This is a genomic window from Micromonospora sp. NPDC049903, from assembly GCF_044460945.1.
Lineage (GTDB): Bacteria > Actinomycetota > Actinomycetes > Mycobacteriales > Micromonosporaceae > Micromonospora.
The window spans coordinates 1-23,134 of sequence record NZ_JBITKL010000003.1; the positions used below are offsets into that span (position 1 = coordinate 1).

The following is a 23,134-nucleotide window of genomic DNA, read 5'->3' on the forward strand; positions in this document are numbered from 1 at the left end:
ACTCGAAGATCACCCACCCCACAACCAGCCCACCCACCACCACCAACCCCACAGTCAAGACCCCCCGACCAGCCCAAACAGGATGGAACTACTTCTTGGATATTGCTGTCTCAGGTCGGTTCTGAGGCAGCAACATCCAAGAGGTTGCTGCCTCCCCGCCCGCCACGGCCGGTGCGCAGGGATGCCTCGGGCACAGTAGTGCCACGGTGCCGACGGCTCCGGGCACGGTGAGGTCGTTTCGCGGAGCGCTGCGGCCGTCGACAGGGATTCCGCCGGGTAGCTCGGCGGAGACTCCGGGCCGGAGTGCGTGGTGTGGGCGGTGTGCCGGGCCGGAGTGCGTGGCGTGGATGCTGCACTGGGCCGGAGTGCCTGCTGGTCAACGCCGCCGCAGCCGTGGTTACCCAGGGCCCGCTGAACGACGACCTGGCACGTGGGTGCAGCGTCGGGCGGGGTGACGTCGGTGCAGCGTCGGGCGGGGTGACGTGGGTGCAGCGTCAGGCGGCGTGGCGTGGGTGCAGCCCCCGACGGGCGGGCGGGGTGGCCCGCGAGAGCGAGGCGTAGGGGGCGACGAAGATCGCCGTGCCGCATCCGGTGCAGAGGAGCTCGGGGCAGTCCGGACCGTGGCCGTCGGGGCAGGGCGGCATCTCGAAGGCGCGGATGCCGTCGCAGGTCTCACAGTGCAGCTCACGAACCAACATGGGCGTCTCCTCCCGCGCGTGCCGGCCGGCGGCCGTGTGGGGAACTACTCACCTGTAGTTTTCCACGGCCGTCCGACACATCCGCGAGCGGCGACGGACCTTCGACGGGGAGGCGGGCCGACACGTCTGAGCGCCACCGCCACGACCTCCGACGGCCGGGTCAGGCGGTGGCGACCTCGATCCAGCGGTCGAGCGTACGGGCGGCGGAGCCGGAGTCGATCGACTCGGCGGCCCGGGCCAGGCCGGCGCGCAGGGCGTCGGTCAGGTCACCGTCCAGCGGACCCTGGGTGGCCAGGGCGGCGGCGGCGTTGACCAGCACGGCGTCGCGTACCGGGCCGGGTTCGCCGGCGAGCAGCCGCCGGGCCACGTCGGCGTTGTAGGCGGCGTCACCGCCGCGCAGGTCGCTGAGGGTGGACCGGGGTACCCCCAGGTCCGTGGCGTCCACCACGGTCTCCCTGACGGTGCCGTTCTGCGCGATCCAGAAGCGGGTGGGCGCGGCGGTGGTGAACTCGTCGAGGCCGTCCTCGCCACGCATCACGATCACCGAGTCACCCCGGGCGGCGAAGACGGCGGCCATCACCGGCGCCATGGTCGAGTCGAAGCAGCCGACCGCACCGGCGCGGGGACGGGCCGGGTTGGTCAGCGGGCCGAGGAAGTTGAAGGCGGTGGGTACGCCCAGCTCGCGACGGACCGGACCGGCGTGCCGCATGCCGGGGTGGAAGCGGGCGGCGAAGCAGAAGCCGATGCCGGCCTGCTCGACGCAGCGGGCCACCCCCTCCGGACCGAGGTCCAGCGGGATGCCGAGGAACTCCAGCAGGTCGGCGGTGCCGCAGGAGGAGGAGGCGGCCCGGTTGCCGTGCTTGACGACGCGTACCCCGGCCCCGGCCACCACCAGGGCGGTCATCGTGGAGATGTTCACGGTGTGCGCCAGGTCGCCGCCGGTGCCGACCACGTCCAGCGCGGTGGCGCGTACCTCCTCGGGCAGCTCGACCGGGACGGCCTGGCCGAGCATCGCCTCCACCAGCCCGCTCACCTCGGCCGGTGTCTCGCCCTTGGCGCGCAGCGCCACGGCGAAGCCGGCGATCTGGGCCGGTGCGGCCGAGCCGGACATGATCTCGCCCATCGCCCAGGCGGTGTCGGCGGCGGAGAGTTCCTCGCCGCGCAGCAGCGCGGTGAGCAGGTGTGGCCAGGTCCGATCGCCCATGACGGGCCTCCCGAGCAGACGAGTGCGGGTGGGACGGGACCGGCGCCGGCTCGCCCGGCGCCGTGGCGGTGCCGGAGTCGGGCGTGCGTCAGGCGGGGGCGTGCGTCCGCAGGACCTCGGCCACCGTGGCGGCGGTGGTCACCGGGTCGAGCGGGTGGACCAGGGTGGCGTCGACCTCGGCGTACGCGGCCAGCCATCGGTCGGCGGCGCGGGCGATCACCACGCAGGTCGGCGGGGAGTTCTCGTAGTCGTCCTTGATCTGCCGGGCGATGCCGAGACCGCCACCGGGGCTGGCCTCACCGTCGAGCAGCATCAGGTCGATCTCGAAGTCGTCGACCACGCGGACGCACTCGGCGTAGGTGGACGCCTCGACGAACTCGACGCGCAGGTCGGACGCCGGGCGGGTGCCCACGGCGAGCCGCATCCTGTCCCGCACCTGCGGGTCGTCGCTGTAGAGCAGGACGGTGCACAGACGCTCACTCATGCCGACACTCCGCTTCGCTCCGTGCCGTCCGCTGGCACCACCGCACCGAGTCCGCTGACTCGCTCGCGCTCGCTCATGGTCAGACTTGCTCCCACCTCGTAGCTGCGCCGCCGATCGTACCGGTCGTGCCGACGCCCGGGACACGCCGCCCCGCGCGCCCCGCCGACCGGCTCAGGTGGCCGAGCCGGTGGTGGTCTCCGCAGCGCGTTGCCGGGCCTCCTGGCGGTCCAGCTCGCGGTCGACCCGGCGGGCCTCCCGCTCGGCCGCGCGCATCCACTGCACCACCAGGACGCCGAGCATCGTCACGCTGACGAACTCGCCGCCGGCCCAGAGGATGCCGCCGGCGAGGACCTGGTCGTCCCACGGGTCGGCCCAGGTCAGCCCGAGGGAGGGGTACCAGTCGCCGCCGAACAGGGTGCTGCTCTGCATGACGGTCAGCCCCAGCACGGTGTGGAACGGCACCGACAGCAGCATCAGCAGGGCCCGGCCCGGGTACGGCCAGCGTCCGGGCAGCGGGTCCAGGCCGACCAGCGGCCAGAAGAACAGGCAGCCGGTCATGATGAAGTGCGCGTGCACCACCTCGTGCGCCCAGACGTTCTCCAGCGTGTAGCGGTACAGGTCGGTGAAGTACAGCGCGAACGGGTTCACCACGAAGATGGCGAACGCCACCAGCGGGAACGTCCAGATCCGCACGATCCTGCTGTGCAGCACCGCCAGCAGTCGCTTGCGGGGGCGGGTCGGCAGCGTACGCAGGGCCAGCGTCACCGGCGCGCCCAGCGCCAGGAAGATCGGCGCGATCATGGAGAGCACCATGTGCTGCACCATGTGCACCGACAGCAGCGTGGTGTCGTACGCGTGCAGCCCGCTGACCGTGACCGAGGCGATGCCGCCCAGGCCGGGCCCGAGGAAGAAGACCGTCCGGGCGATCGGCCAGCGGTCCCCGCGCAGCCGCAGCCGGTGCACTCCGTAGAGGTAGAGGGCGGCGGCGACCACCAGGACGACGGCGAGCCAGTTGTCCAGCTTGGCCTCGGTGACCACGGCGGTGATCTGGAAGGGCGGCGGGCCGGCGTCGGCCGCGAGCCACCCGGCGCCGCCGGTCACCGGGGCCGTCGCCGGGCTGATCGCGCCCGCCGTCAGCGGCGGCGCGGCCGTCACGGCCAGCGTGATCGGGTCGGTTTCCAGCACGCCAATCAGCCTAGGTCAGGCGAACCGGACGGTACCGATCGGGCCACTTGGACCACGGGTTTCACCCCCCGCTGATCGCCGGCCGTGGTCAACGGCAATAATGACCGCGTGACTGCGGCCCCAGCCATTGACAAGAGCCGGATCCACTCTCTGACGCGGCCCAACATGGTCAGCGTCGGGACGATCGTCTGGCTCTCCAGCGAGCTCATGTTCTTCGCGGCGCTCTTCGCCATGTACTTCTCCATCCGCGCGGCGGCGCCGGAGCAGTGGGCGATGCACACCGAGGTCTTGAACATCCCGTACGCGACGACGTTCACGACGATCCTGGTGCTGTCCTCGGTGACCTGCCAGATCGGTGTCTTCGCCGCCGAGCGGGGTGACGTGCACGCGCTGCGGCGCTGGTTCACGATCACCTTCGTGATGGGCCTGATCTTCCTGCTCGGTCAGCTCAACGAGTACCGCGAGCTGGTCCACCACGGCATCAAGATCAACGCGGATGGTTACGGGTCGATGTTCTACCTGACCACCGGCTTCCACGGCCTACACGTGGCGGGAGGCCTGGTCGCCTTCGTGATCTTTATGATCCGCACCACCATGGGCCGGTTCACGCCGGCCCAGGCCACCTCGGCGATCGTCGTGTCGTACTACTGGCACTTCGTCGACGTGGTCTGGATCGGGCTCTACGCCATGATCTACTGGCTTCAGTGATCTTGGCGCGTCTCGCGCCGTGCCGCTGCTTCACCCCCGCAGACAAGGTCCAACCGGTTAAGGACACAGGTCATGACTTCTGACAACGACCGCCGACGCGGCCTGCTCGCGCGGCTGCGCGGGCGGCCCGCGGCGCCCAGCAGGGGCCGCCGCCGGCTGGGTGCCGCGGTCCGGCTGGTCGCCGCGCTGATGCTGGCCGGCGGTGCCTACACCGTCCTCGCCCCGAGCGCGTCGGCGCAGGAAAACCCGCCGCTGAGCAGCGCAGCCGCAGACGGCAAGGCGCTGTTCGACGTGAGCTGTGTGACCTGTCACGGTCGCAACGCGCAGGGGGTCGAGGGGCGCGGGCCGAGCCTCATCGGCGTCGGCGCGGCGTCGGTCGAATTCCAGGTCAGCTCGGGCCGGATGCCGATGGCCCGGCAGGAGGCCCAGGCGGCCCGCAAGCCCGCGGTGTTCAGCCCGGACGAGATCGACCAGCTCGCCGCGTACGTCCAGGAGCTCGGTGGCGGCCCGGTCGTGCCGGCCGGCGACAACCTGCACGAAGACGGCAACATCGCGGTCGGCGGCGAGCTGTACCGGATCAACTGCTCGCAGTGCCACGCCTTCAGCGGCGGTGGCGGCGCCCTCTCCTCCGGCAAGTACGCGCCGAGCCTCGCGCCGGCCACCGACCGGCAGATCTACGCCGCGATGCTCAGTGGCCCGCAGAACATGCCGGTCTTCGGTGACAACCAGATCACGCCGGAGCAGAAGGCCGACATCATCGCCTACATCCAGCAGACGCTGAAGTCGGACGGCGACCCGGGCGGGTTCAACCTGGGCCGGTACGGACCCTCCACCGAGGGTGTGGCGATCTTCCTGATCGGCATCGTCGCGCTCGTCTTCGCCAGCCTGTGGATTGCGGGCAAGTCGTGACCGAGCGAATGAGCACCCACACCGAGCAGCCGGCCCACCCGGGCCACGAAACGGTGGACGTGAACGACCCGGCGCTGAGCCGGTTCGACATCGTCCGCGAGGGCGCCCGTCGGGACGACATCGAGATCGTCCACTACGAGGAGCAGGTGGCCCCGGGCAGCAAGGCCGAGCGCCGGCTGGTCCGTACGGTGGCGGCGATGTTCCTGGTCACCGGCCTGGCCGCGACGGCCTTCCTGGCGGTCTACATCTGGTGGCCCTGGGAGTACCAGCCGGGCCGTGGCGGGGACAAGTACTTCACCCCGCTGCTCGGCACGACCCTCGGCATCGCCCTGCTGGGCATCGGCTTCGGCATCCTGACCTGGGGCAAGAAGCTGCTGCCCAAGGAGGTGTCGATCCAGGACCGGCACGAGGGCGTGGTGGCCAGCGAGGACCGGACGATCACCGGGCAGACCATGCTCTACATGGCCGACGAGCTCGGCGTGAAGCGTCGCCCGCTGCTCGGCATGTCGCTGCTGGCCGGTCTGGTGCCGGTCGGTGCGGTCGCCGCGGCGCCGCTGGTCGGTGGCCTGATCTCCGACCCGCACGCGAACGACCAGATGATGACCACCGGCTTCGCCCCCCAGGACGGCCAGAAGATCCGGCTGGTCCGCGAGGACGGTCGGCCGATCCGCCCCGCCGACATCAGCGCCGGTGGCCAGATCACCGTCTTCCCGGGCATCGAGCACGGGGTCAGCAACCGGTACGCCGACTCGCCGACCCTGCTGATCCACCTGCGGGACGCCGACGCCGAGACCTCGCGCCGCAACAACGAGCGCGAGGGTCACGGCGACTACATGTGGGGCAACTACGCCGCCTACTCGAAGATCTGCACGCACGCCGGCTGCCCGGCGAGCCTCTACGAGCAGCAGACCAACCGTTTGCTCTGCCCGTGTCACCAGTCGCAGTTCCTGATCACCGACAACGCCAAGCCCATCTTCGGTCCGGCCAGCCGGCGGCTGCCGCAGCTGCCGATCGAGGTGGACTCCGAGGGCTACTTCGTGGCGACGTCCGACTACACCGAACCCGTCGGGCCCGACTTCTGGGAGCGGCCGTGAAGCGGCGCAAGTTTGACGTAGCAGCGGTTCCGGGCAACACCGCCCGGGCGGTCGACGACCGCTTCCAGGTGGCCACCCCCCTGCGCAAGCTGCTCAACAAGGTCTTCCCCGACCACTGGTCGTTCCTGCTGGGCGAGATCGCGCTGTTCTCGTTCATCGTGCTGCTGCTGACCGGTGTCTTCCTGACCTTCTTCTTCGAGCCGACGATGACCGAGGTCATCTACAACGGCAGCTACGCCCCGCTGCGGGGTACGCCGATGTCGGCCGCGTACGCCTCGACGCTGGACATCTCGTTCGACGTCCGGGGCGGCCTGATCATGCGGCAGATGCACCACTGGGCCGCGCTGCTGTTCATGGCGGCGATCGTGGTGCACATGCTCCGGATCTTCTTCACCGGTGCGTTCCGCAAGCCGCGTGAGACCAACTGGATCATCGGTTCGCTGCTGTTCTGGGTGGGCTTCCTGGCCGGCTTCACCGGTTACTCGCTGCCGGACGACGGCCTCTCCGGCACCGGTCTGCGGATCGCCTCGGCGATCATGCTGTCCATCCCGGTGATCGGCACCTGGGTGACCGCCGCGGTCTTCGACGGCGAGTTCCCCGGCACGATCATCATCAGCCGGTTCTTCATCGCCCACGTGCTGCTCATCCCGGGTCTGCTGGTCGCGCTGATCAGCGTCCACCTGGGCCTGGTCTTCAAGCAGAAGCACACCCAGTGGCCGGGGCCGGGCCGGACGAACAACAACGTCGTGGGCGAGCGGATGTTCCCCCGGTACGCGATCAAGCAGGGCGGCTTCTTCATGGTCGTCTTCGGCGTGATCGCGCTGATGGGCGGCCTGATCCAGATCAACCCGCTCTGGCTGTTCGGCCCGTACGAGGCGTGGGTGGTCTCGGCGGCCAGCCAGCCCGACTGGTACGTGATGTTCCTGGACGGCTCGACGCGGTTGATGCCGGACTGGGAGATCAACATACCCATCGGCGACGGATACGTGATTCCGCCACTGTTCTGGCCGACGGTGGTGCTACCGGGCATCCTGGTCGGGCTCTCCACGCTCTATCCGTTCATGGAGGCCCGCTACCTGAAGGACTACCGGAGCCACAACCTGCTCCAGCGTCCCCGCGACGTGCCGTTCCGCACCGGTCTGGGCGCCATGGCCATCACGTTCTACGTGATCCTGACGCTCTCCGGCGCGAACGACGTCATCGCCGACAAGTTCCACATCAGCCTGAACGCGATGACCTGGGGTGGCCGGATCGGTCTGCTGCTCCTGCCGCCGCTGGCGTACTACGTGACCTACCGGATCTGCCTCGGTCTGCAGCAGCACGACCGGGAGGTGCTGGCCCACGGCGTGGAGACCGGCATCATCCGGCGCCTGCCGGACGGTCGGTTCGTCGAGGTGCACCAGCCGCTGACCACGCCGGACGAGCACGGACACACCGAGCTGGAGTACGCGGGCTGGGTGGTGCCGAAGAAGATGAACCGGCTCGGTGCCCTCGGCCCGGCGATCCGGGGCTTCTTCTACCCGATCGAGAAGCCGGCCGAGGCGCCGGTGTCGCCGGGTCACCCGCCCGTCGAGCCGCGCGCCGAGCGCGAGGAGATCGGCAGCGGGGAGTCCCGTCGCTGAGGTCCGTCACCACGTGACGTGGCGCCCGCCGGAGTCCTCCGGCGGGCGCCACGCCCGTTCTGGGCCTTCCGGACCGCCGCCGGGGCTTCCCGCCCGTCGTCGGATCGCAGGAATAACCCCGGCCAGCCGGGTATCCGTGCGGTCCAACGTCTCAACGGGGAGGAAGCATGTTGGGTATCAAACGCCTCGGCCTGCTGGCCGCACTGGTGCTGGTGGGTGTCGCGCCCGCTGCGGCAGCGCAGGCGGCGGCGCAGCCTTCGGAACAGGACACGCAGTACCTGCAGGCGGTGCACCAGGTCAACCTGTACGAGATCGCCGCCGGTGAGCTGGCCCAGCAGAAGGGTCAGAACCAGCAGGTCAAGGACCTGGCGCAGCAGTTCGTCACGGACCACACCGAGCTGGACCAGTCGGTGAAGGACGTGGCCGGGCAGCTCAACGTCCAGTTGCCGAACGAGCCCACCCCTGATCAGCGGACGGCTCTCGACCAGCTGAACAACGCCAGTGGTGAGGAGTTCGACCGGCTCTGGGTGACCCAGGGTCTGGCCGGCCACCTGCAGGCCATCCAGGCGACCCAGACGGAGATCTCGCAGGGTACCGAGCCGCAGGTGGTCCAGCTCGCGCAGACCGCGCTGCCGGTGCTGCAGGCGCACTACGACGCTCTGGTGACGCTGGCCGAGGAACTGGGCATCCCGGTCCCGGAGACCAGCGCCAGCGGTACGCCTGGCCCGGGTGGCACGGTGCCGGCCCCGGGTGGCACCACCCCGGCTCCGGGCGTCACCGAGGAGACCCCGGGTGGCCCCACCGAGTCGCCGGTGCCGGGTGGCACCGAGGTCCCGGTGCCGCAGCAGAGCTGATCCGGCGGTGAACGCGGCGAGTCGGTCCGTCCTACGGGATGGACCGGCTCGCCCCGTCGTGGGAGGAAGCAGACCGCGTCCTCACCTCGGCGTCGGGGCCGGGACCGGCGTGGTGACGCCTCAGTCGGTGGCGCCCAGACCGATCGCGAACGCCTCCTCCAGGTCGTGCCGGGAGTACGCGCGGAACGCGATGTGCGACTCGGTGTTGAGCACCCCGGGCACCTTGGAGATGCTGCCGGCGATGATCTGCGCGATCTCCTCGAACTCGCGGACCCGGACCATGGCGATCAGGTCGACGTGCCCGGCCACCGAGTAGACCTCGCTGACCCCTGGCAGGTCGGCCAGCGCCTCGGCCACCTCGGGGATCGAGTCGGTGGCGCAGTCGATCAGGACGATCGCGGTGATCACGGTAGGTCTCTCCGTTCGTCGGCGTCGTTGCCCATGCTATGACCTGCCCACCGGACCCGCGCCGGAGTGCCGGACCCGCGCCGGAGTGCCGGACCCGCGCCGGAGTGCCGGACCCGCGCCGGGTGTCGGCGTACCGGCCCGAGTGCGCGGGTAGGTACGTCGGAGCGTACAGAGATCGACGTACCAGAAGGATTTAACGACGTCTGTCGAGCAGGCCTCCATGTCGCGCGGCAGGCCGCCTCGCTGACTACACTCCGTTACTGCCAGGGTCTGCCGCGCTCGCACCGGATCGCGGCAAATAAGGACGCCGTGGCGCTACAAGTCAGAGATCGACACGCCGCTCGATCGCCGCAGGATCATCCACTTCGCCGAAGCGGAGAACGGCATGGGCTGGCCTCACGGGAAAAGCTCGCAGATACGGCTCCATCTCGGCGAAAAGTGCAGTCGCGTCAGGACCGTATGTGTAGAGCACCGCTTCGCCTCCGCCGAACTCGTCGCCATCGACTTCCCCGAGGCCGGCGGATTCGATGACAGCGGCCAGACGCTTCTTGAGCGCGCGCACCGCTTCGCGGTCCTGCTCCTCCCCGAAGCCGCCGCCGGGCAGGGAGTAGCACACGATGACCGCGTGCTCTGGTGAATCCATGGATACTCCCTGCCCAGTCATTCGGGGCAGCATGCTCGCTGCTTGCACGGCGACGTCGCCGCCGTATTCCCGTCTGCCTATCCCGCAGGGATGCTAGCGCGCCCGCGCGGCGCGGGGTCTGAGCATGACGGGACGCCAGCGAACAACGACTGCCGTCACCCTAGGTGACGACCGAATCGCGGCATGTCCGTGCCTCGGATCAACGTCCTGCTGGCTCACTCGCTCGCCAGCCTCAAGGTCGTGCTCGATCCTGGATCGAGTGGTTATCGTGGCGCGGGGATGCCACTCGATCCCGGATCGAGCGTGACCTTGGCACGGAGAGCACGACGTACGCTCATCGGCAGATCCGCATGTCGAGGGAACGGCTGGGCTCAGCAACACCCCGTCACGCGACGTCACCGACTTGGATCGCCGCCAGGCCGAGGGGCCAAGTCGCCGGACGCAGGCCAAGCTCGGCGCGGTGTGCACTTGCAGCCGTGCCTACCTCTGCACTCGGACCTGTACGCCGACACCGGGTGTCAGGCGGCCGGGACGGTGAGGCCGGTGGCGGTGCGGATCACCTCGTGCAGCCGTTCGCCGGTCTCGACGGTGGCACCCGGCCAGACGACGCTGCGGGTCACCTCACCGGCCACGGTGGCGCCCGCGCCGACCACGCTGCGGTGGCAGCCGCCGGTGACGGTGGCGGTGGGGTCGACCAGGCTGCCGTCGCCCGCCGCGTGCAGGTTGGCGGCGAGGTAGTCGGCCGGGGTGCCGGTGTCGACGAAGGTCCCCCGGTAGGGGACCACGGTCAGCCGGCCGTCGGCCTCGGCCGGCCGCCAGACCGCCCGGACCAGGTCGCCGAAGACCGGCGGCAGGTCGCGGACCAGCCGCCAGGGGAGCAGCGAGAAGCCGGTGAAGACGTGGCCGTCGAAGGTGCCCGGTGCGGTGGGGTCCGGCGCGGGTTGGCCGAGCAGGCGTACGGAGTCGCCGTCCCAGTCCCGCAGCAGCGCGGCGATGTCCGGCCCGGGTGGTGCGGCCGGGTCGGCCAGGTACGCGTCGGCGTTGCCGACCAGGACGCCCCGTCCGGCGATCCAGTCCCGCAGCGTGCCCACCCCACCGGCGGTGCCGAGCGGACCGTCCGGCTCGACGGAGAGGTGGGCGCGCGTACCGACCCGTTCGACGACCTGCTCGCCGAGGTAGCTGGCGTTGACGGCGACCGTCTCCGGCCCGGTCAGGCCGAGCCCGGCGAGTCGGGCCAGGGCCCGGTCCAGCAGCGGCACGTTGCCCACCGGGCAGAGCGCCTTGGGCACCTGCTCGGTCAGCGGGCGCAGCCGGGTGCCCTCCCCGGCGGCGAGCACCACCGCGCAGATCCCGCCGGCCGGTGTGCCGGTGCGGGCGGCGTCCGGGCCGGTGTCTGGGCCGCTCACGGCGCCGTGTCGGGCAGCGGCGGCGGGAACCGGTCGGTCAGCGGACCGATGCCGTAGTAGGCGAGCAGCCGGGCGGTGGGCCAGGTCAGCTTCGGCAGGTCGTCCAGCGGGTGCCAGACGGCCTCGAAGACCTCCGCGCCGTCCACCTGCAGCTCGGTGGTCGACGCCGGCACCTCGGCGGTGAAGACCATGTCGACCCAGCCCTTGGCGTGCACGATGGCGTTCGGCGTGGCCGGGGTCAGCCGGGCCGGGGCGAGCCGGACGCCGGTCTCCTCGTGCAGTTCGCGGGCCGCGCCGACCGCCGGGTTCTCGCCGCGTTGCAGCAGCCCGGCGGGAAGCGTCCATCCGCGACCCGGCGGCTGGCGCAGCAGCAGCAGCCGACCGGCACCCTCGGCCTCGCTGTCGCGCAGCAGTGTGACGGCGCCGACGATGTACTTGGGTACCGCCATCCGGACCAGTTGACGACGTACCGGCAGTGGCAGCCGGTAGAAGACCTGGTACGCGACGGCGCGTGCGGCGCGGCGCGAGCGGGGGATCATGGTTCCAGGCTAGTGGCCGTACGCCGGGCGCGCGCCGCGGGACGGCGGGCCGGTCACTGCCGGTGGTCGACCAGGTCGATGAGTTGGCGCACCACGGTGTCCGGCTCGATCACCCGATCGAAGACCGCGACCAGCAGTGTCTCCAGGTCCGGGTAGCCGAGTTCCTCGGAGAGCCGCAGCAGCGGCAGGTCGCTGGCCAGGCCCCGGTTGTGCTGGCGCAGGGCCAGCCCGATGGTGGCCCGGCCGAGGCGCACCTTGTCGCTGATCGAGATGCCGGGCTCGCTGTGGTCGGCGAACCACCGGTTGATCTGCATCTGCGCGTGCGGCGACTTGACGAAGCCGAGCCACTCCCGGCGGGGGCCGCGCGGAGCCACCTCGGCGTCCAGGCCGCTCTCCGCATCGGTCTCGGTGAAGATCTCGACCACGTCGCCCTCCTCCAACTCGGAGGAGAGCGGCACCAGTCGGCCGTTGATCCGGGCGGCCAGGCACCGGTCACCCCGGTCGGTGCCGAGCTCGTACGCCAGGTCGACCGGGGTGGCCCCGCCGGGCAGCACGATCTGCCGGCCGTCGGCGACCACCTGGATCTGCGCCTCGGACAGGTCGCAGCGCAGCGACTGGAGGAACTGCGCCGGGTCGGCGGCGTCCTGCTCCCAGTCGAGCACCCGGCGCAGCCAGTCGAGCTGCTCGGCGCGGGCGGTGCCCGAGCGCGGGAAGCGGAAGTCGGCGACCACGCCGTACTCGGCGGAGCGGTGCATCTCCTCGGTGCGGATCAGCACCTCGACTGTGCGGTTCTTGGGGCCGCAGACGGTGGTGTGCAGCGAGCGGTAGAGGTTGTTCTTCGGCGAGGCGATGAAGTCCTTGAACCGGCCCGGCACCGGCCGCCACAGCCCGTGGATCGCGCCGAGGGCGGCGTAACAGTCGGTGGGCGGGCCGTCCACCACGACGGTGATCCGGGGCAGGTCGTACGGGACGGTGTGCCCGCCGGCGACGGTGTCCTTCCAGATCGAATAGAGGTGGCGGGGGCGTGGGGCCACCGTGGCGTCCACCCGACCCCGGCGCAACGCCACCCGGGACTGGGCCACCACCTCGGCGAGGTAGCCGTCCCATCCGGGGCGGTCGTGCACGTGCCGGGCGATGCGGGAGTGCTCGTCCGGCTCCAGGTGCAGCAGCACCACGTCGTCCAGCTCCCGCTTCAGGGTCTGGATGCCGAGCCGGTCGCAGAGGGGCACCAGCACCTCCTGCGTCTTGCGGGCGATCCGCTCCCGTGAGGCCGCCGAGCGCACGCCCAGCGTGCGCATGTTGTGCAGGCGGTCGGCGAGCTTGATGACCAGCACCCGGACGTCCTTGCCGGCCGCGATGATCATTTTGCGGATGGTCTCCGCCTCGGCGGCCTTGCCGTAGAACGCCTTGTCGAACTTGGTCACGCCGTCGACCAGGTGCGCCACCTCGTGGCCGAAGTCCTCGGCCAGCGCCTGCAACGTGTAGCGGGTGTCCTCCACCGTGTCGTGCAGCAGCGCCGCGACCAGGGTGGTGGTGTCCATGCCGAGGTCGGCACAGATCTCGGCGACCGCGAGCGGGTGCGTGATGAACGGCTCACCGCTCTTGCGGAACTGCCCCCGGTGCATGTTCTCGGCGATGGTGTACGCCCGGCGCAACACCGCCGGGTCGGTGCCGGTGTGGATGGCACGGTGGGTGCGGACCAGATGACCGACCGGCTCGGTCTCGGCGGTGGGCCAGGTCAGCAGTGAGCGGAGCCTGCGGGCCAGGGGCAGCTCGCCCGGCTGTGTCGGGAGCGCACCGCCCAGGGCGCCGCCATGTCCGGCGTCGACGTCCACCTGGGACACCCCCTCACGCCCACCCCGCAGGCGCCGGGAGACCGGCAACCGGGAGCAGACCCTCGAAACGGGCAGGACTGCACTTCCTTAACAGAGTAAGTGAGCCGACGTAGTCCGATCGGACAGTTGCTCATGAGCGTTCGGACCAGAGTTGGTGAGATGCGCCGCTCTCGGCCTTGTCCAGCAGGTCGCGGAACCGGCCCGCGCCGGCCACCGGGGAGGCCCAACCGTCCGACATCTCGACCAGCCGGGTCTCCGGCCGTTCCAACCAGGACAGGATCCGTTCCGACTCCTCCGGGCTGGCCGCCGGGACCGGACCGTGACCGGGCGACACCGTCTCGGCGGTGGCCCGGATCACGCTCAGGGTCGGTCGAGGGTGGACCCCGGCCGGGGAGACCCCGGCACCGGCCAGCCGGCCGTGTCGCACCAGCGCCAGCTCCCAGCCGCCCCCGGCGGCCGGGTGGGCGGCGGCCAGCTCGGCGATCCCGCTCAGCGCGGCGAGCCGCTGCATGCGGACGGTGGCCCGCAGCACCGCGGCCAGCCGGGACCGCAGCGTCGCGGCCTCCTCGTAGCGCTGGGCGGCGGCGAGCGTCTCGATCCGGGCGAGCAGGGCGTCCACCACCGGCTGCGGGTCACCGGTGGTGGCGGTGGCGAACGGCTGCACCGCGCGGTCGTCGTACTCCTCGGGGGTGATCCGGTGCTCGCAGGGCGCCGGGCAGCGACCCAGCTCGGCCAGCGCGCAGGCGGGGGTGATCGTGCGCAGTGACAGGCGGTGGGTGCACTGGCGCAGCGGCACCGCGTCGTGGAAGCCGGCGGCGGCCAGCTCCGCGGTGCGCCGCGAGGTGAACGGGCCGAGGTAGGCGCGGTCGCCGGGGGAGATCTCCCGGACCACCGACAACCGGGGGTACGGCCCGTCGGTCAGCTTCAGCCAGACCATCCGCTCCGGGAACTTCGACCGTCGGTTGTACGGCGGCGCGTGCGCGCCGATCAGCCGCAACTCGCGGACCTCGGCCTCCAGCGAGTGCGCGCACTCGACCGCCTCGACGCGTTCGGCGGCGGCCAGCATCTCCGACATCCGGGCGCGTTTCTCGGCGGCGGTGAAGTAGCTGCGGACCCGGGTGGCGATGTCCCGGGACGTCCCCACATAGAGCGGTCGGTCGTCGGCGGCCCGGAAGATGTAGACGCCGGGGGATCGGGGCAGGCCCTCGGCGAGGTGCCGCTTGCGGCGCTGGGTCGGGGTGACCGCGCGGGAGAACTCGATGGCGTCGCCGACGGTGTCGACCCGGTGACCGCCGAGCCGACCGATGAGCCCGTGCAGGACGTCCACGGTGGCCCGGGCGTCGTCCAGCGCCCGGTGGGTCGGCTGGGTGCCGGCCCGGAAGTACGCGGCCAGCGTGGCGAGCTTGCGGTTGGGCACCTCGTCGCGCAGCAGCACCCGACGCGCCAGCGCGGCGGTGTCCAGCACCCGGGGGTTCGGCCAGCGGTAGCCGTGCCGGGCGCAGGCGGCCTTGAGGAAACCGACGTCGTACGGCGCGTTGTGCGCCACCAGCACGGCGTCCGAGACGAACTCCAGGAAGCTCGGCAGCACCTGCTCGATCGGTGGCGCCGGCAGCAGCATCGCCTGGGTGATGCCGGTCAGCACGGTGATGAACGGCGGGATCGGGACTCCGGGATTGACCAGCGTGCCCAACACGCCCAGCTCCTCGCCGCCGCGCACCTTGACCGCGCCGATCTCGGTGATCCCGCCGCCGTCCGGGGCGCCGCCGGTGGTCTCCAGGTCGACCACCACGAACGTCGTCGCGTACAGGGGCAGCGCCGGGTCGATGCCGTCGACGGTCGGGTCGAGCCCGGCCAGCGCCGGCTGGAGGTACTCCTGTTCTGCCATCGCGGGCACGCTAACCGGCCGGTGCGACACTCCGGTCCCAGCCGTCCCACCGGCCCCGCGCGTCAGCACCGGTCTAGGATGAGAGATCGGCTCACTCACCAGGCGGTGGGCCCGGTCGCGGTGGGAGACTTGCCACATGCCCCTCACCGAGCCGTCCGACGACAACCTCCCGCAGGAGGAGCAGGTCGTCGCGGTGCCGGCTGCTGGTGAGGCGGGTTCTGCCGACGGGGCGGCGACCGCTGGAGAGCCGGCGGAGCCGGAGCCGAGCCTGCCGGAGCCGGTCCGCCAACGGATCGTCTCGCTCACCGCTGCCGTGCTGCCCTCCCTGCCCTCCGACGAGGTGCCCGTGCCGCTGCGCCGGGTCGCCAAGTTCGCCCCCAACCGCCGGGCCCGACTCGGCGCGCCCGTGATCGCCGCCCAACTCGCGGCCGATCCGCTGTTCCGGCAGCGGGTCACCGCCCGGGTCCTGGCCGACGCCGGTGACCTCGGCACCGCCGTGGTGGAGGGGACCGCACCCGCCGCCGCCGACCCGGTCGAGGTGGCGGCCCTGGCCTACCTGGCCCGCCCCCGGGGCTGGCGTGAGTTGATCGACGCCAGCGGCGCGGCGGTCCGGGCCGAGGCGGACAGCGCGGTGGTCGCCGAACTGGTCCGCCTGGCCGAGCAACGGGCCACCCGTGCCGAGCACGACCGGGCGGTGGCCCGGGTCGAGGCCGACAAGCTGCGTGACGAGGTGGCCCGGGTCCGCGAGGAGATGGGCCAGCTCCGGGAGGAGGCCCGCCAACTGGCCCGTACCCTCCGGGAGACCCAGGCCCGGGAGCGCCGGGCGGCCGAACTGCTCGCCACCGAGCGGGGTCGGGCCGCCCGCGCGGCGGCCGACGCCGACGCCGAGCTGCGCCGGGCCCGGGCCCGACTGGCCGAGGCCGAGGCGGCGGCCGGGGCGGCCCGGTCCAGCGCCAAGGAGGCCCGTTCGGTCGACGACGCGCGGCTGTGGCTGCTGCTGGAGACCATCGGCCAGGCCGCCCTCGGGTTGCGCCGCGAACTGGCGCTGGATCCGGTCGACAAGCTGCCGGCCGACTTCGTCGCGGACGCCTACGCCGACTCGTCGGCGGCCACCCCGGCCGGTGCCGCCGCCCGCGCCCAGGACACCGACGACCCGGGCCGGTTGGACCAACTGCTCGCGCTGCCCCGGGCCCACCTGGTGGTCGACGGCTACAACGTGACCAAGCGCGGCTTCGGCGAGATGTCCCTGGAACAGCAGCGCAAGCGCCTGATCACCGGGCTCGGCGGCATCGCCGCGCAGACCGGTGACGAGGTCACCGTCGTCTTCGACGGGGCCGAACGCATGCACGGCCTGCCGCCCACCCCGCGCGGGGTCCGGGTGCTGTTCTCCCGCAAGGGGGAGACCGCCGACGAACTGATCCGCAGGTTGGTACGCGCCGAGCCGCCCGGCCGGGCGGTGGTGGTGGTCTCCTCGGACCGGGAGGTCGCCGACGGGGTACGCCGCCACGGCGCGTACCCGCTGGGAGCCGACTCGCTGCTGCGGCGGCTGTCCCGCTCCTGACCGGCCGGGGTGATCGCCGCCGGCCCGGCGTGGCGCGGGCCCGGCGGCCTCGGTGTGGTCGGCGGGGGCGCGGTCCCGGTCGCGGCGGGCAATAGGATGAGCGCCCATGGCGACAGGAGCGGCGAGATGAGGCGCACGGCGGGCGTCGGACCCGGTGCCGGCCGTGGCGACGGCGGGGTGACGCGGTGAGTCCGCGCGGCTGGGCGCTGCTCACCCTGGTCTTCCTCGGCGTCGCCGTGGTGCTGGCCGCGCTGGTGCTGATCCCGTGGCAGCGCCCGCCGGCGCCCCGGGCCGACCAGCTCGCGGCGCTGCGGGACCTGCCCGCCGAACAGGTCGAGCGGGCCCGGGAGTTCCGGTCGGCACTGCGCCCCGGCGGCTGGGCCGCGCTGGGCATCGGCCTGCTGGTGGCGCTGGCGCTCGGGCTGACCCCGCTGGGCAGCCGCCTGGTCGAGCTGGGCGGGCGTCCGTTCGGTGGGCACTGGATCGCCCAGGCGATCGTCGGCGGGCTGGCCGTGGTGCTCGTCGCCGACCTGCTGACGCTGCCCTTCTCCGCCTGGCGGCACAGCGTGCTCACCCGCTACGGGCTGGCCACCAACGGGTGGGGTGGCTGGACCGTGGACCTGCTCAAGTCGTACGCGGTCAGCGCGGTGATCGGCGCGGTGGCCCTGCTCGGCTTCTACACCGTGATCCGGCTGGCGCCCCGCTGGTGGTGGGCGTTCGGCGCGGCCGGTGCGGCGACCCTGGTGGTGCTGCTCTCCTTCGTGCTGCCGGTGCTCGTCGAGCCGGTGTTCAACCGGTTCAGCCCGATGGAACCGGGTCCGTTGCGGACCGAGCTGATGGACATTGCCGCCCGCGACGGCGTACCCGTGCGCGACGTGCTGGTGGCCGACGCGTCCCGGCGCACCCGCGCGGTCAACGCGTACGTCTCGGGGCTCGGACCGACCCGGCGGGTGGTGGTCTACGACACCCTGCTGCGCGAGGCGACCCCGGCCGAGGTGAAGGCCGTCGTGGCGCACGAACTGGGCCACGCCCGCGACCGGGACGTACCGATCTTCACGCTCACCGGCGCGTTGGGCGCGGCGGCGGCCGTGGTGGCGCTCTATCTGATCGGCTCCTGGCCGCCGCTGCTGCGCATGGCCGGGGTCGACTCGGTCGCCCAGCCCCGCGCCTTCCCGCTGCTGCTCGCCCTGGTGACGGTGGCCGGACTGGTGTTCACACCGGTGCAGGCGCTGATGTCACGGCGACTGGAGGCGCGCGCCGACGCCCACGCGCTGGCGCTGACCGGCGACCCGGCCGCGTTCGAGGCGATGCAACGCCGCATCTCCTCGGTCAACCTCGGCGACCCGGACCCGCCCCGCTGGGAGTACCTCTACTCCGCCACGCACCCGTCCACCGTGGAGCGGATCGCCGCCGCCCGCGCCTACGCCCGAGAGGCCGGCCGATGAGCCGCACGTTGTTGATCACGAACGACTTCCCGCCCCGGCCGGGTGGGATCCAGTCCTTCGTGCACAACCTCGCGGTGCACCAGCCCGCCGGCTCGGTGGTGGTCTACGCGTCGAGCTGGCCCGACGCCGAGAAGTTCGACGCCGACCAGCCGTACGAGGTGGTGCGCGAACGCACCAAGGTGCTGCTGCCCACCCCGCTGATCGCCCGACGGGCGGCCCGGCTGGCCCGCGCGTACGACTGCGACACGATCTGGTTCGGCGCGGCGGCACCGCTCGGCCTGCTCGCCAACGGGCTGCGGCGGCGGGCCGGGGTACGGCGGGTGGTCGCTCTCACCCACGGGCACGAGGTGGGCTGGGCGGCGCTGCCGGTGGCCCGGACCGCGCTGCGGCGCATCGGCCGGGGCACCGACGTGGTGACGTACCTCGGCGAGTACACCCGCACCCGGTTGGCGCGGGCGCTGGACGGTCTGACCGACCTGCGCCGGCTCGCTCCCGGGGTGGACGTGGACTTCTATCACCCGGCGGTCGACGGCAGCGACGTGCGGAACCGGTTGGGGCTCTCCGACCGGCCGGTGGTGGTCTGCGTGTCCCGGCTGGTGCCGCGCAAGGGGCAGGACATGCTGATCCGGGCGCTGCCGCTGATCCGCCGTCGGGTGCCCGACGCCGCGCTGCTGGTGGTCGGTGGCGGCCCCTACCGGGCGACGCTGGCCCGGCTGGCCCGGCAGGCCGGGGTGGAGCGGGACGTGGTCTTCACCGGTTCGGTCCCGGCGGCCGAGCTGCCGGCGCACTACGCGGCCGGTGACGTCTACGCGATGCCCTGCCGCACCCGTAACCGGGGACTGGACGTCGAGGGGCTCGGCATCGTCTATCTGGAGGCGTCGGCGGCCGGCCTGCCGGTGGTGGCCGGCGACTCCGGCGGCGCGCCCGACGCGGTCCGCCAGGGGGAGACCGGGTACGTGGTGGACGGTCGCGACGTCGCCGAGCTGACCGACCGGCTGGTCACCCTGCTCACCGACCGGGACCTGGCCCGCCAGTTCGGGGCGGCCGGTCGTGCCTGGGTGGAACAGGAGTGGCGTTGGGAGACCCAGGCCCGCCGCCTGACCGACCTGCTCACCGGCCCGATGTAAGGAAGGGCCCCCTGCTAACTCCTGGTGTATAGCAGGGGACCCCTCCTAACACTTGAGCGCACGCGGCGCGACACCGAGCGCACGCGGCGCGGTGCCTCGGCGGACCGGGCGTGGCGCGTCAGCGGATGCGGGCGAGGATGTTCTCGGCGGGGGCGGGACGGCCGAAGTGCCAGCCCTGCCCGGCGTCGCAGCCGATCGCGCGCAGCCGCTCGGCCTGCCCGACGGTCTCCACCCCCTCGGCGGTCACCGTCAGGTCCAGAGCGTGCGCCAACGAGACCAGTGAGGCGAGGATGCGTTCGTTGGCCCGGTCGTCCGGTGAGCGCAGCCCCCGGACGAACTCACCGGCCACCTTCAACTCCGTCACCGGCAGGTCACGCAGGTACGCCAGGTTGCTGTAGCCGGTGCCGAAGTCGTCGATGGCGATGCGTACGCCCAGGTCGGCCAGGGCACGCAGGGCGCGTACCGGCTCCTCGGCGCTGCTCATCATGGTGCTCTCGGTGATCTCCAGTTGCAGCCGGTGCGGCGGCAGGCCGGTGCGCCGCAGCAGGGCGCGCACCTCCTCCAACAGGCCGGGCCGGCGGACCTGGCGTACCGCGAGGTTGACGCTGACGTACGGCGGTTCGCCGGTGGCGGCCGTCCAGCCGACCGCCTCCCGGCACGCCTCGGCGAGGACCCAGGCGCCCAGCGGCACGATCAGCCCGGTCTCCTCGGCCAGCCCGATGAAGCTGTCCGGCCGCAGCACGCCCAGGTCCGGGTGGCGCCAGCGCACCAGCGCCTCCACGCCGAGCACCGAGCCGTCGTGCAGTGACGTCAGCGGCTGGTAGTCGAGGTAGAACTCGCCGCGCTCCAGTCCGGCGGGGATCGCCGCGCTCAACGCCTGACGGGCCTGCTCGCGGCTGTCGCGTTCGGCGTCGTACAGCGCCCAGCCGCCACCACCGGCCATCTTGGCCCAGTGCAACGTGCTGCCGGCGGCGCGCAGCAGGTCGTCGGGGGAGGTGTCGGCGGCCCGCCGTTCCACGATCCCGACGCTGGCGGTGACCGTCACGTCGTGCCCGCCGACCACCACCGGCTCGGAGAGCGCGGCGAGGGCCGCCTCGGCCACCGCGACCACGTCACCGGTGCCGGTGGAGCGCTCCACCAGCACCACGAACGCGTCCCCGCCGAGCCGGGCCACCAGGTGCGGCTCCACCGCCCGGGACAGCCGCCGGGCCGCCGCCACCAGCGCCCGGTCGCCGATCGACTGGCCGTACGAGTCGTTGACCCGCTTGAAGCGGTCCAGGTCGAGGAAGCACAGCCCGACCCGCCGTCCGGCGCCGCCCGTGCCGTCCAGCGCGGCGACCAGCCGTTCGGCGAACAGCGTGCGGTTGGGCAGACCGGTGAGCGGATCGTGGGTGGCCTGGTGGCGGAACCGGGCCTCGCTGGCCCGCAACGCCCGTTCCGCGTCGACCCGGGCGGTCAGCGCGGCCCGGCGGATCGACTCCTGCTCGTCCAGCGTCCGGTCGTGCAGCGCGCGGGCGTAGCCGGTGGCGATCGCGGCCAGCAGCCGGGCCATCCGGTCCTCGATGTCGTCGGCGACCAGGTCGAGATCGCGGACCAGCCGGAGCTGGATCACCTCCACGGTCCGGCCGAGCGCCTCGGCGGAGGCGACGTGCGCGGCGACCAACTCGTTGGCGACCCGGTGGCCCACCCGCAGGTCGAGCGGCTCCGCCCGCAGTGCCTCGGCGAGTTGGTCGGTGAGCCGCTGCAACAGCATCTCCAGCTGGGCGTGCGGCATCGGCAGGTAGCTGGTCCCGGAGACCGCCTTGGCCCAGGCGCGGGCGAACGTGCCGGCGCAGGACCGGCCGTCCGGTGGCTCAACCACCGAGCCGCCCGACCCCGCCCAGGAAGACCGCCTGCTCGGCGTTCTCGGCGCTCTCCGGAGTCTCCGGACGCCACTGCGGTACCCACACCACACCGGGCTCGACCAGCTCGAAACCGTCGAAGAACGCGGTCAGCTCGGCCCGGCTGCGCACCCAGAGCGGGCTGTCGGTGCGCTGGTAGACCTCCTCGGCCTCGGCCCGCTGGGCCTCGTCCCGGCCGTCGTCGCTGGCCTGCGAGAGCACCAGGTGGCTGTCGGGCGCCAGCGCCTCGCGCAGCGTCCGCAACACGTCGGCCGGGCGGTCGTCGTCCGGCACGAAGTGCAGCACGGCGACCACCAGTACGGCGACCGGTCGGGAGAAGTCCAGCAGGGCGTTGACGTCGGGATGCGCGAGGATCCGCTCGGGATGGCGGAAGTCCTCCTGCACGACGGTGGCCCGCTCGGTGTCGGCCAGGATCTCCCGGCTGTGCGCCACCGCCACCGGGTCGACGTCGACGTAGACCACCCGGGAGTCGGGAGCGTGCCGCTGGGCGATCTCGTGCACGTTGCCGACGGTCGGGATGCCCGACCCGATGTCCAGGAACTGCCGGACTCCGGCGGCGGTGAGGTATTGCACGGCCCGGCGCAGGAACGCGCGGTTGGCCTGGGCCATCAGCGGCGCCTCCGGCACCAGTGCCATCATCGCCCGGGCCGCTGCCCGGTCGGCGGCGAAGTTGTGCGAGCCGCCGAGATAGTAGTCGTACATGCGGGCGACGCTGGGTCGTTCGACGTCGATCGTCTCGGGTGACCAGTCCGGCCGCTGCATGCCACACCCCTTCGCGCCAGCCGGGGCGACACCGCCCCGGCCGGTATTCTGCCCCGCCTGGGCGCGGGAGGCCATAGCGCGATCACCGGGATGGCGATTGACGTGCGGAGATGCGTTTTCCCGTCGAGGGGCACCCGCGGTGCCCCGGCGGCGAGGACGTGCCTCGCCGCCGGGTGCCGCGACGGATGGGTCAGAACTTCGGGGCGTCCGGAGCCTCGAGCAGGCCGAGCCGCAGCGCGGTCATCAGCGCCTGGGCCCGGTTGGCCGCGCCCAGCTTCTCGTACAGCTTGGAGATGTGGGTCTTGGCGGTGGACTCGCTGACGAAGAGCTGCTTGGCGATGCCGGCGACGCTCATCCCGTCGGCGAGCAGGCGCAACACCTGGCCCTCGCGGGGGGAGAGCTGCGGGCCGGACGGGGCGAGCCGCCGCTTCATCGCCTCGGCCAGGTCGGCGGCGGTGAAGGCGCTGGGGGAGGAGGCGGCGTGCCGGGCGGCGGCGACCACCTCGTCGGCGGGCGCGGTCTTCGGCACGAACGCGCTGGCCCCGGCCTCCAGGGCGCCGAAGAGCTGGTCGTCACCCGCGTACATGGTGAGCACCACAATGCCCATGGTGGCGCTGGACTTGCGCAGCGCGCGGGTGGCCTCCAGGCCACTGCCGTCGGGGAGCCGCAGATCCATGATCACCACGTCCGGCTGCAGCGCGCCGGCCTGCCGCACACCCTCGGCCGCCGTCGCCGCCTCGCCGACGACCTCGAACTGCCGGTCACGCTCGAAGGCGTGGCGCAGGCCCTTGCGGATCAAGTCGTGATCGTCGACAAGGAGGACCTTGGTACGAGTGGCCGGTGTCGGGCTTGTGGTCATCCTCG

General features: G+C 72.3%; 21 protein-coding genes. 8 read left to right on the top strand and 13 right to left on the bottom strand.

All coding sequences use genetic code 11. The features are described 5' to 3' along the window. Nucleotides 1–494 precede the first annotated feature (494 nt). The 4 genes from ACIBO1_RS07800 to ACIBO1_RS07815 form a co-directional block, all read right to left on the bottom strand. Nucleotides 495–698, bottom strand: a complete 204-nt coding sequence (locus tag ACIBO1_RS07800; protein WP_396742494.1) for a hypothetical protein — start codon at nucleotides 696–698, stop codon at nucleotides 495–497. Between the two features lie 160 nt (nucleotides 699–858). Beyond that, nucleotides 859–1,902 (bottom strand): anthranilate phosphoribosyltransferase, encoded by a 1,044-nt coding sequence (trpD, locus tag ACIBO1_RS07805; protein ID WP_396742496.1) that lies wholly within the window; start codon nucleotides 1,900–1,902, stop codon nucleotides 859–861. 88 nt (nucleotides 1,903–1,990) lie between these two features. Continuing rightward, a complete protein-coding gene (locus tag ACIBO1_RS07810) occupies nucleotides 1,991–2,386 on the bottom strand; it encodes a hypothetical protein (RefSeq protein ID WP_131055539.1) in 396 nt (131 codons plus the stop codon). A gap of 171 nt (nucleotides 2,387–2,557) precedes the next feature. Continuing rightward, nucleotides 2,558–3,571, bottom strand: coding sequence for a cytochrome c oxidase assembly protein (locus tag ACIBO1_RS07815; protein WP_396742498.1), 1,014 nt, complete (start codon nucleotides 3,569–3,571; stop codon nucleotides 2,558–2,560). Nucleotides 3,572–3,679: 108 nt separating this feature from the next. Here ACIBO1_RS07815 and ACIBO1_RS07820 point away from each other — a divergent pair, with 108 nt between their 5' ends. The 5 genes from ACIBO1_RS07820 to ACIBO1_RS07840 all read left to right on the top strand — a co-directional run bounded on the left by ACIBO1_RS07820 (nucleotide 3,680) and on the right by ACIBO1_RS07840 (nucleotide 8,758). Beyond that, on the top strand, nucleotides 3,680–4,279 hold the full coding sequence (locus tag ACIBO1_RS07820; protein ID WP_162854382.1) for a heme-copper oxidase subunit III: 600 nt from the start codon (nucleotides 3,680–3,682) through the stop codon (nucleotides 4,277–4,279). A gap of 72 nt (nucleotides 4,280–4,351) precedes the next feature. Beyond that, complete coding sequence (locus ACIBO1_RS07825) at nucleotides 4,352–5,188, top strand: cytochrome c (RefSeq protein ID WP_396742500.1); 837 nt, start codon at nucleotides 4,352–4,354, stop codon at nucleotides 5,186–5,188. A gap of 8 nt (nucleotides 5,189–5,196) precedes the next feature. After that, nucleotides 5,197–6,282, top strand: coding sequence for a Rieske 2Fe-2S domain-containing protein (locus tag ACIBO1_RS07830; protein WP_350696772.1), 1,086 nt, complete (start codon nucleotides 5,197–5,199; stop codon nucleotides 6,280–6,282). Next, nucleotides 6,279–7,904 carry a cytochrome b N-terminal domain-containing protein gene (locus ACIBO1_RS07835; RefSeq protein ID WP_350696252.1) on the top strand — a complete coding sequence of 542 codons (1,626 nt, stop codon included), beginning with the start codon at nucleotides 6,279–6,281 and terminating at the stop codon, nucleotides 7,902–7,904. The genes ACIBO1_RS07830 and ACIBO1_RS07835 overlap by 4 nt, the downstream gene beginning before the upstream one ends. A gap of 167 nt (nucleotides 7,905–8,071) precedes the next feature. Next, a complete protein-coding gene (locus tag ACIBO1_RS07840) occupies nucleotides 8,072–8,758 on the top strand; it encodes a DUF4142 domain-containing protein (RefSeq protein ID WP_396742503.1) in 687 nt (228 codons plus the stop codon). 120 nt (nucleotides 8,759–8,878) lie between these two features. On the opposite strand, the gene ACIBO1_RS07845 is transcribed toward ACIBO1_RS07840, so the two are convergent. From ACIBO1_RS07845 to ACIBO1_RS07870, 6 genes are all read right to left on the bottom strand, one after another. Continuing rightward, nucleotides 8,879–9,166 carry an Lrp/AsnC family transcriptional regulator gene (locus ACIBO1_RS07845; protein WP_117228404.1) on the bottom strand — a complete coding sequence of 96 codons (288 nt, stop codon included), beginning with the start codon at nucleotides 9,164–9,166 and terminating at the stop codon, nucleotides 8,879–8,881. A gap of 322 nt (nucleotides 9,167–9,488) precedes the next feature. After that, nucleotides 9,489–9,809: a hypothetical protein gene (locus ACIBO1_RS07850; RefSeq protein ID WP_396742505.1), complete on the bottom strand. Its 321-nt coding sequence runs from the start codon at nucleotides 9,807–9,809 to the stop codon at nucleotides 9,489–9,491. A gap of 518 nt (nucleotides 9,810–10,327) precedes the next feature. Further along, a complete protein-coding gene (locus ACIBO1_RS07855; RefSeq protein ID WP_396742507.1) occupies nucleotides 10,328–11,215 on the bottom strand; it encodes a sugar phosphate nucleotidyltransferase in 888 nt (295 codons plus the stop codon). After that, entirely contained in the window at nucleotides 11,212–11,754 is a 543-nt protein-coding gene (locus ACIBO1_RS07860; protein ID WP_396742509.1) for an NUDIX hydrolase, read from the bottom strand. Before ACIBO1_RS07860 ends, ACIBO1_RS07855 begins: the two co-directional genes overlap by 4 nt. A 53-nt stretch (nucleotides 11,755–11,807) precedes the next feature. Next, the gene (locus ACIBO1_RS07865; RefSeq protein WP_396742511.1) at nucleotides 11,808–13,589 is read right to left on the bottom strand and encodes a RelA/SpoT family protein; all 1,782 of its coding nucleotides are present in this window, start codon (nucleotides 13,587–13,589) and stop codon (nucleotides 11,808–11,810) included. 130 nt (nucleotides 13,590–13,719) lie between these two features. Further along, complete coding sequence (locus tag ACIBO1_RS07870; protein ID WP_396742513.1) at nucleotides 13,720–15,474, bottom strand: DEDD exonuclease domain-containing protein; 1,755 nt, start codon at nucleotides 15,472–15,474, stop codon at nucleotides 13,720–13,722. A 136-nt stretch (nucleotides 15,475–15,610) separates the two neighbouring features. Between ACIBO1_RS07870 and ACIBO1_RS07875 the strand changes: the two genes are divergently transcribed. The 3 genes from ACIBO1_RS07875 (at nucleotide 15,611) to ACIBO1_RS07885 (ending at nucleotide 19,607) form a co-directional block, all read left to right on the top strand. Then, nucleotides 15,611–17,035, top strand: coding sequence for an NYN domain-containing protein (locus ACIBO1_RS07875; RefSeq protein WP_396742515.1), 1,425 nt, complete (start codon nucleotides 15,611–15,613; stop codon nucleotides 17,033–17,035). A gap of 185 nt (nucleotides 17,036–17,220) precedes the next feature. Continuing rightward, entirely contained in the window at nucleotides 17,221–18,480 is a 1,260-nt protein-coding gene (locus ACIBO1_RS07880; RefSeq protein WP_396742517.1) for a M48 family metallopeptidase, read from the top strand. Further along, nucleotides 18,477–19,607, top strand: coding sequence for a glycosyltransferase family 4 protein (locus ACIBO1_RS07885; protein ID WP_396742519.1), 1,131 nt, complete (start codon nucleotides 18,477–18,479; stop codon nucleotides 19,605–19,607). Before ACIBO1_RS07880 ends, ACIBO1_RS07885 begins: the two co-directional genes overlap by 4 nt. Nucleotides 19,608–19,725: 118 nt before the next feature. Here the strand turns inward: ACIBO1_RS07885 and ACIBO1_RS07890 are convergent, their stop codons facing one another. The 3 genes from ACIBO1_RS07890 to ACIBO1_RS07900 form a co-directional block, all read right to left on the bottom strand. Then, on the bottom strand, nucleotides 19,726–21,381 hold the full coding sequence (locus tag ACIBO1_RS07890; RefSeq protein ID WP_396743257.1) for a putative bifunctional diguanylate cyclase/phosphodiesterase: 1,656 nt from the start codon (nucleotides 21,379–21,381) through the stop codon (nucleotides 19,726–19,728). A 79-nt stretch (nucleotides 21,382–21,460) separates the two neighbouring features. Then, complete coding sequence (locus ACIBO1_RS07895) at nucleotides 21,461–22,270, bottom strand: SAM-dependent methyltransferase (RefSeq protein WP_396742521.1); 810 nt, start codon at nucleotides 22,268–22,270, stop codon at nucleotides 21,461–21,463. Between the two features lie 190 nt (nucleotides 22,271–22,460). Beyond that, nucleotides 22,461–23,129: a response regulator transcription factor gene (locus ACIBO1_RS07900; RefSeq protein ID WP_088972416.1), complete on the bottom strand. Its 669-nt coding sequence runs from the start codon at nucleotides 23,127–23,129 to the stop codon at nucleotides 22,461–22,463. Nucleotides 23,130–23,134: the final 5 nt, after the last annotated feature.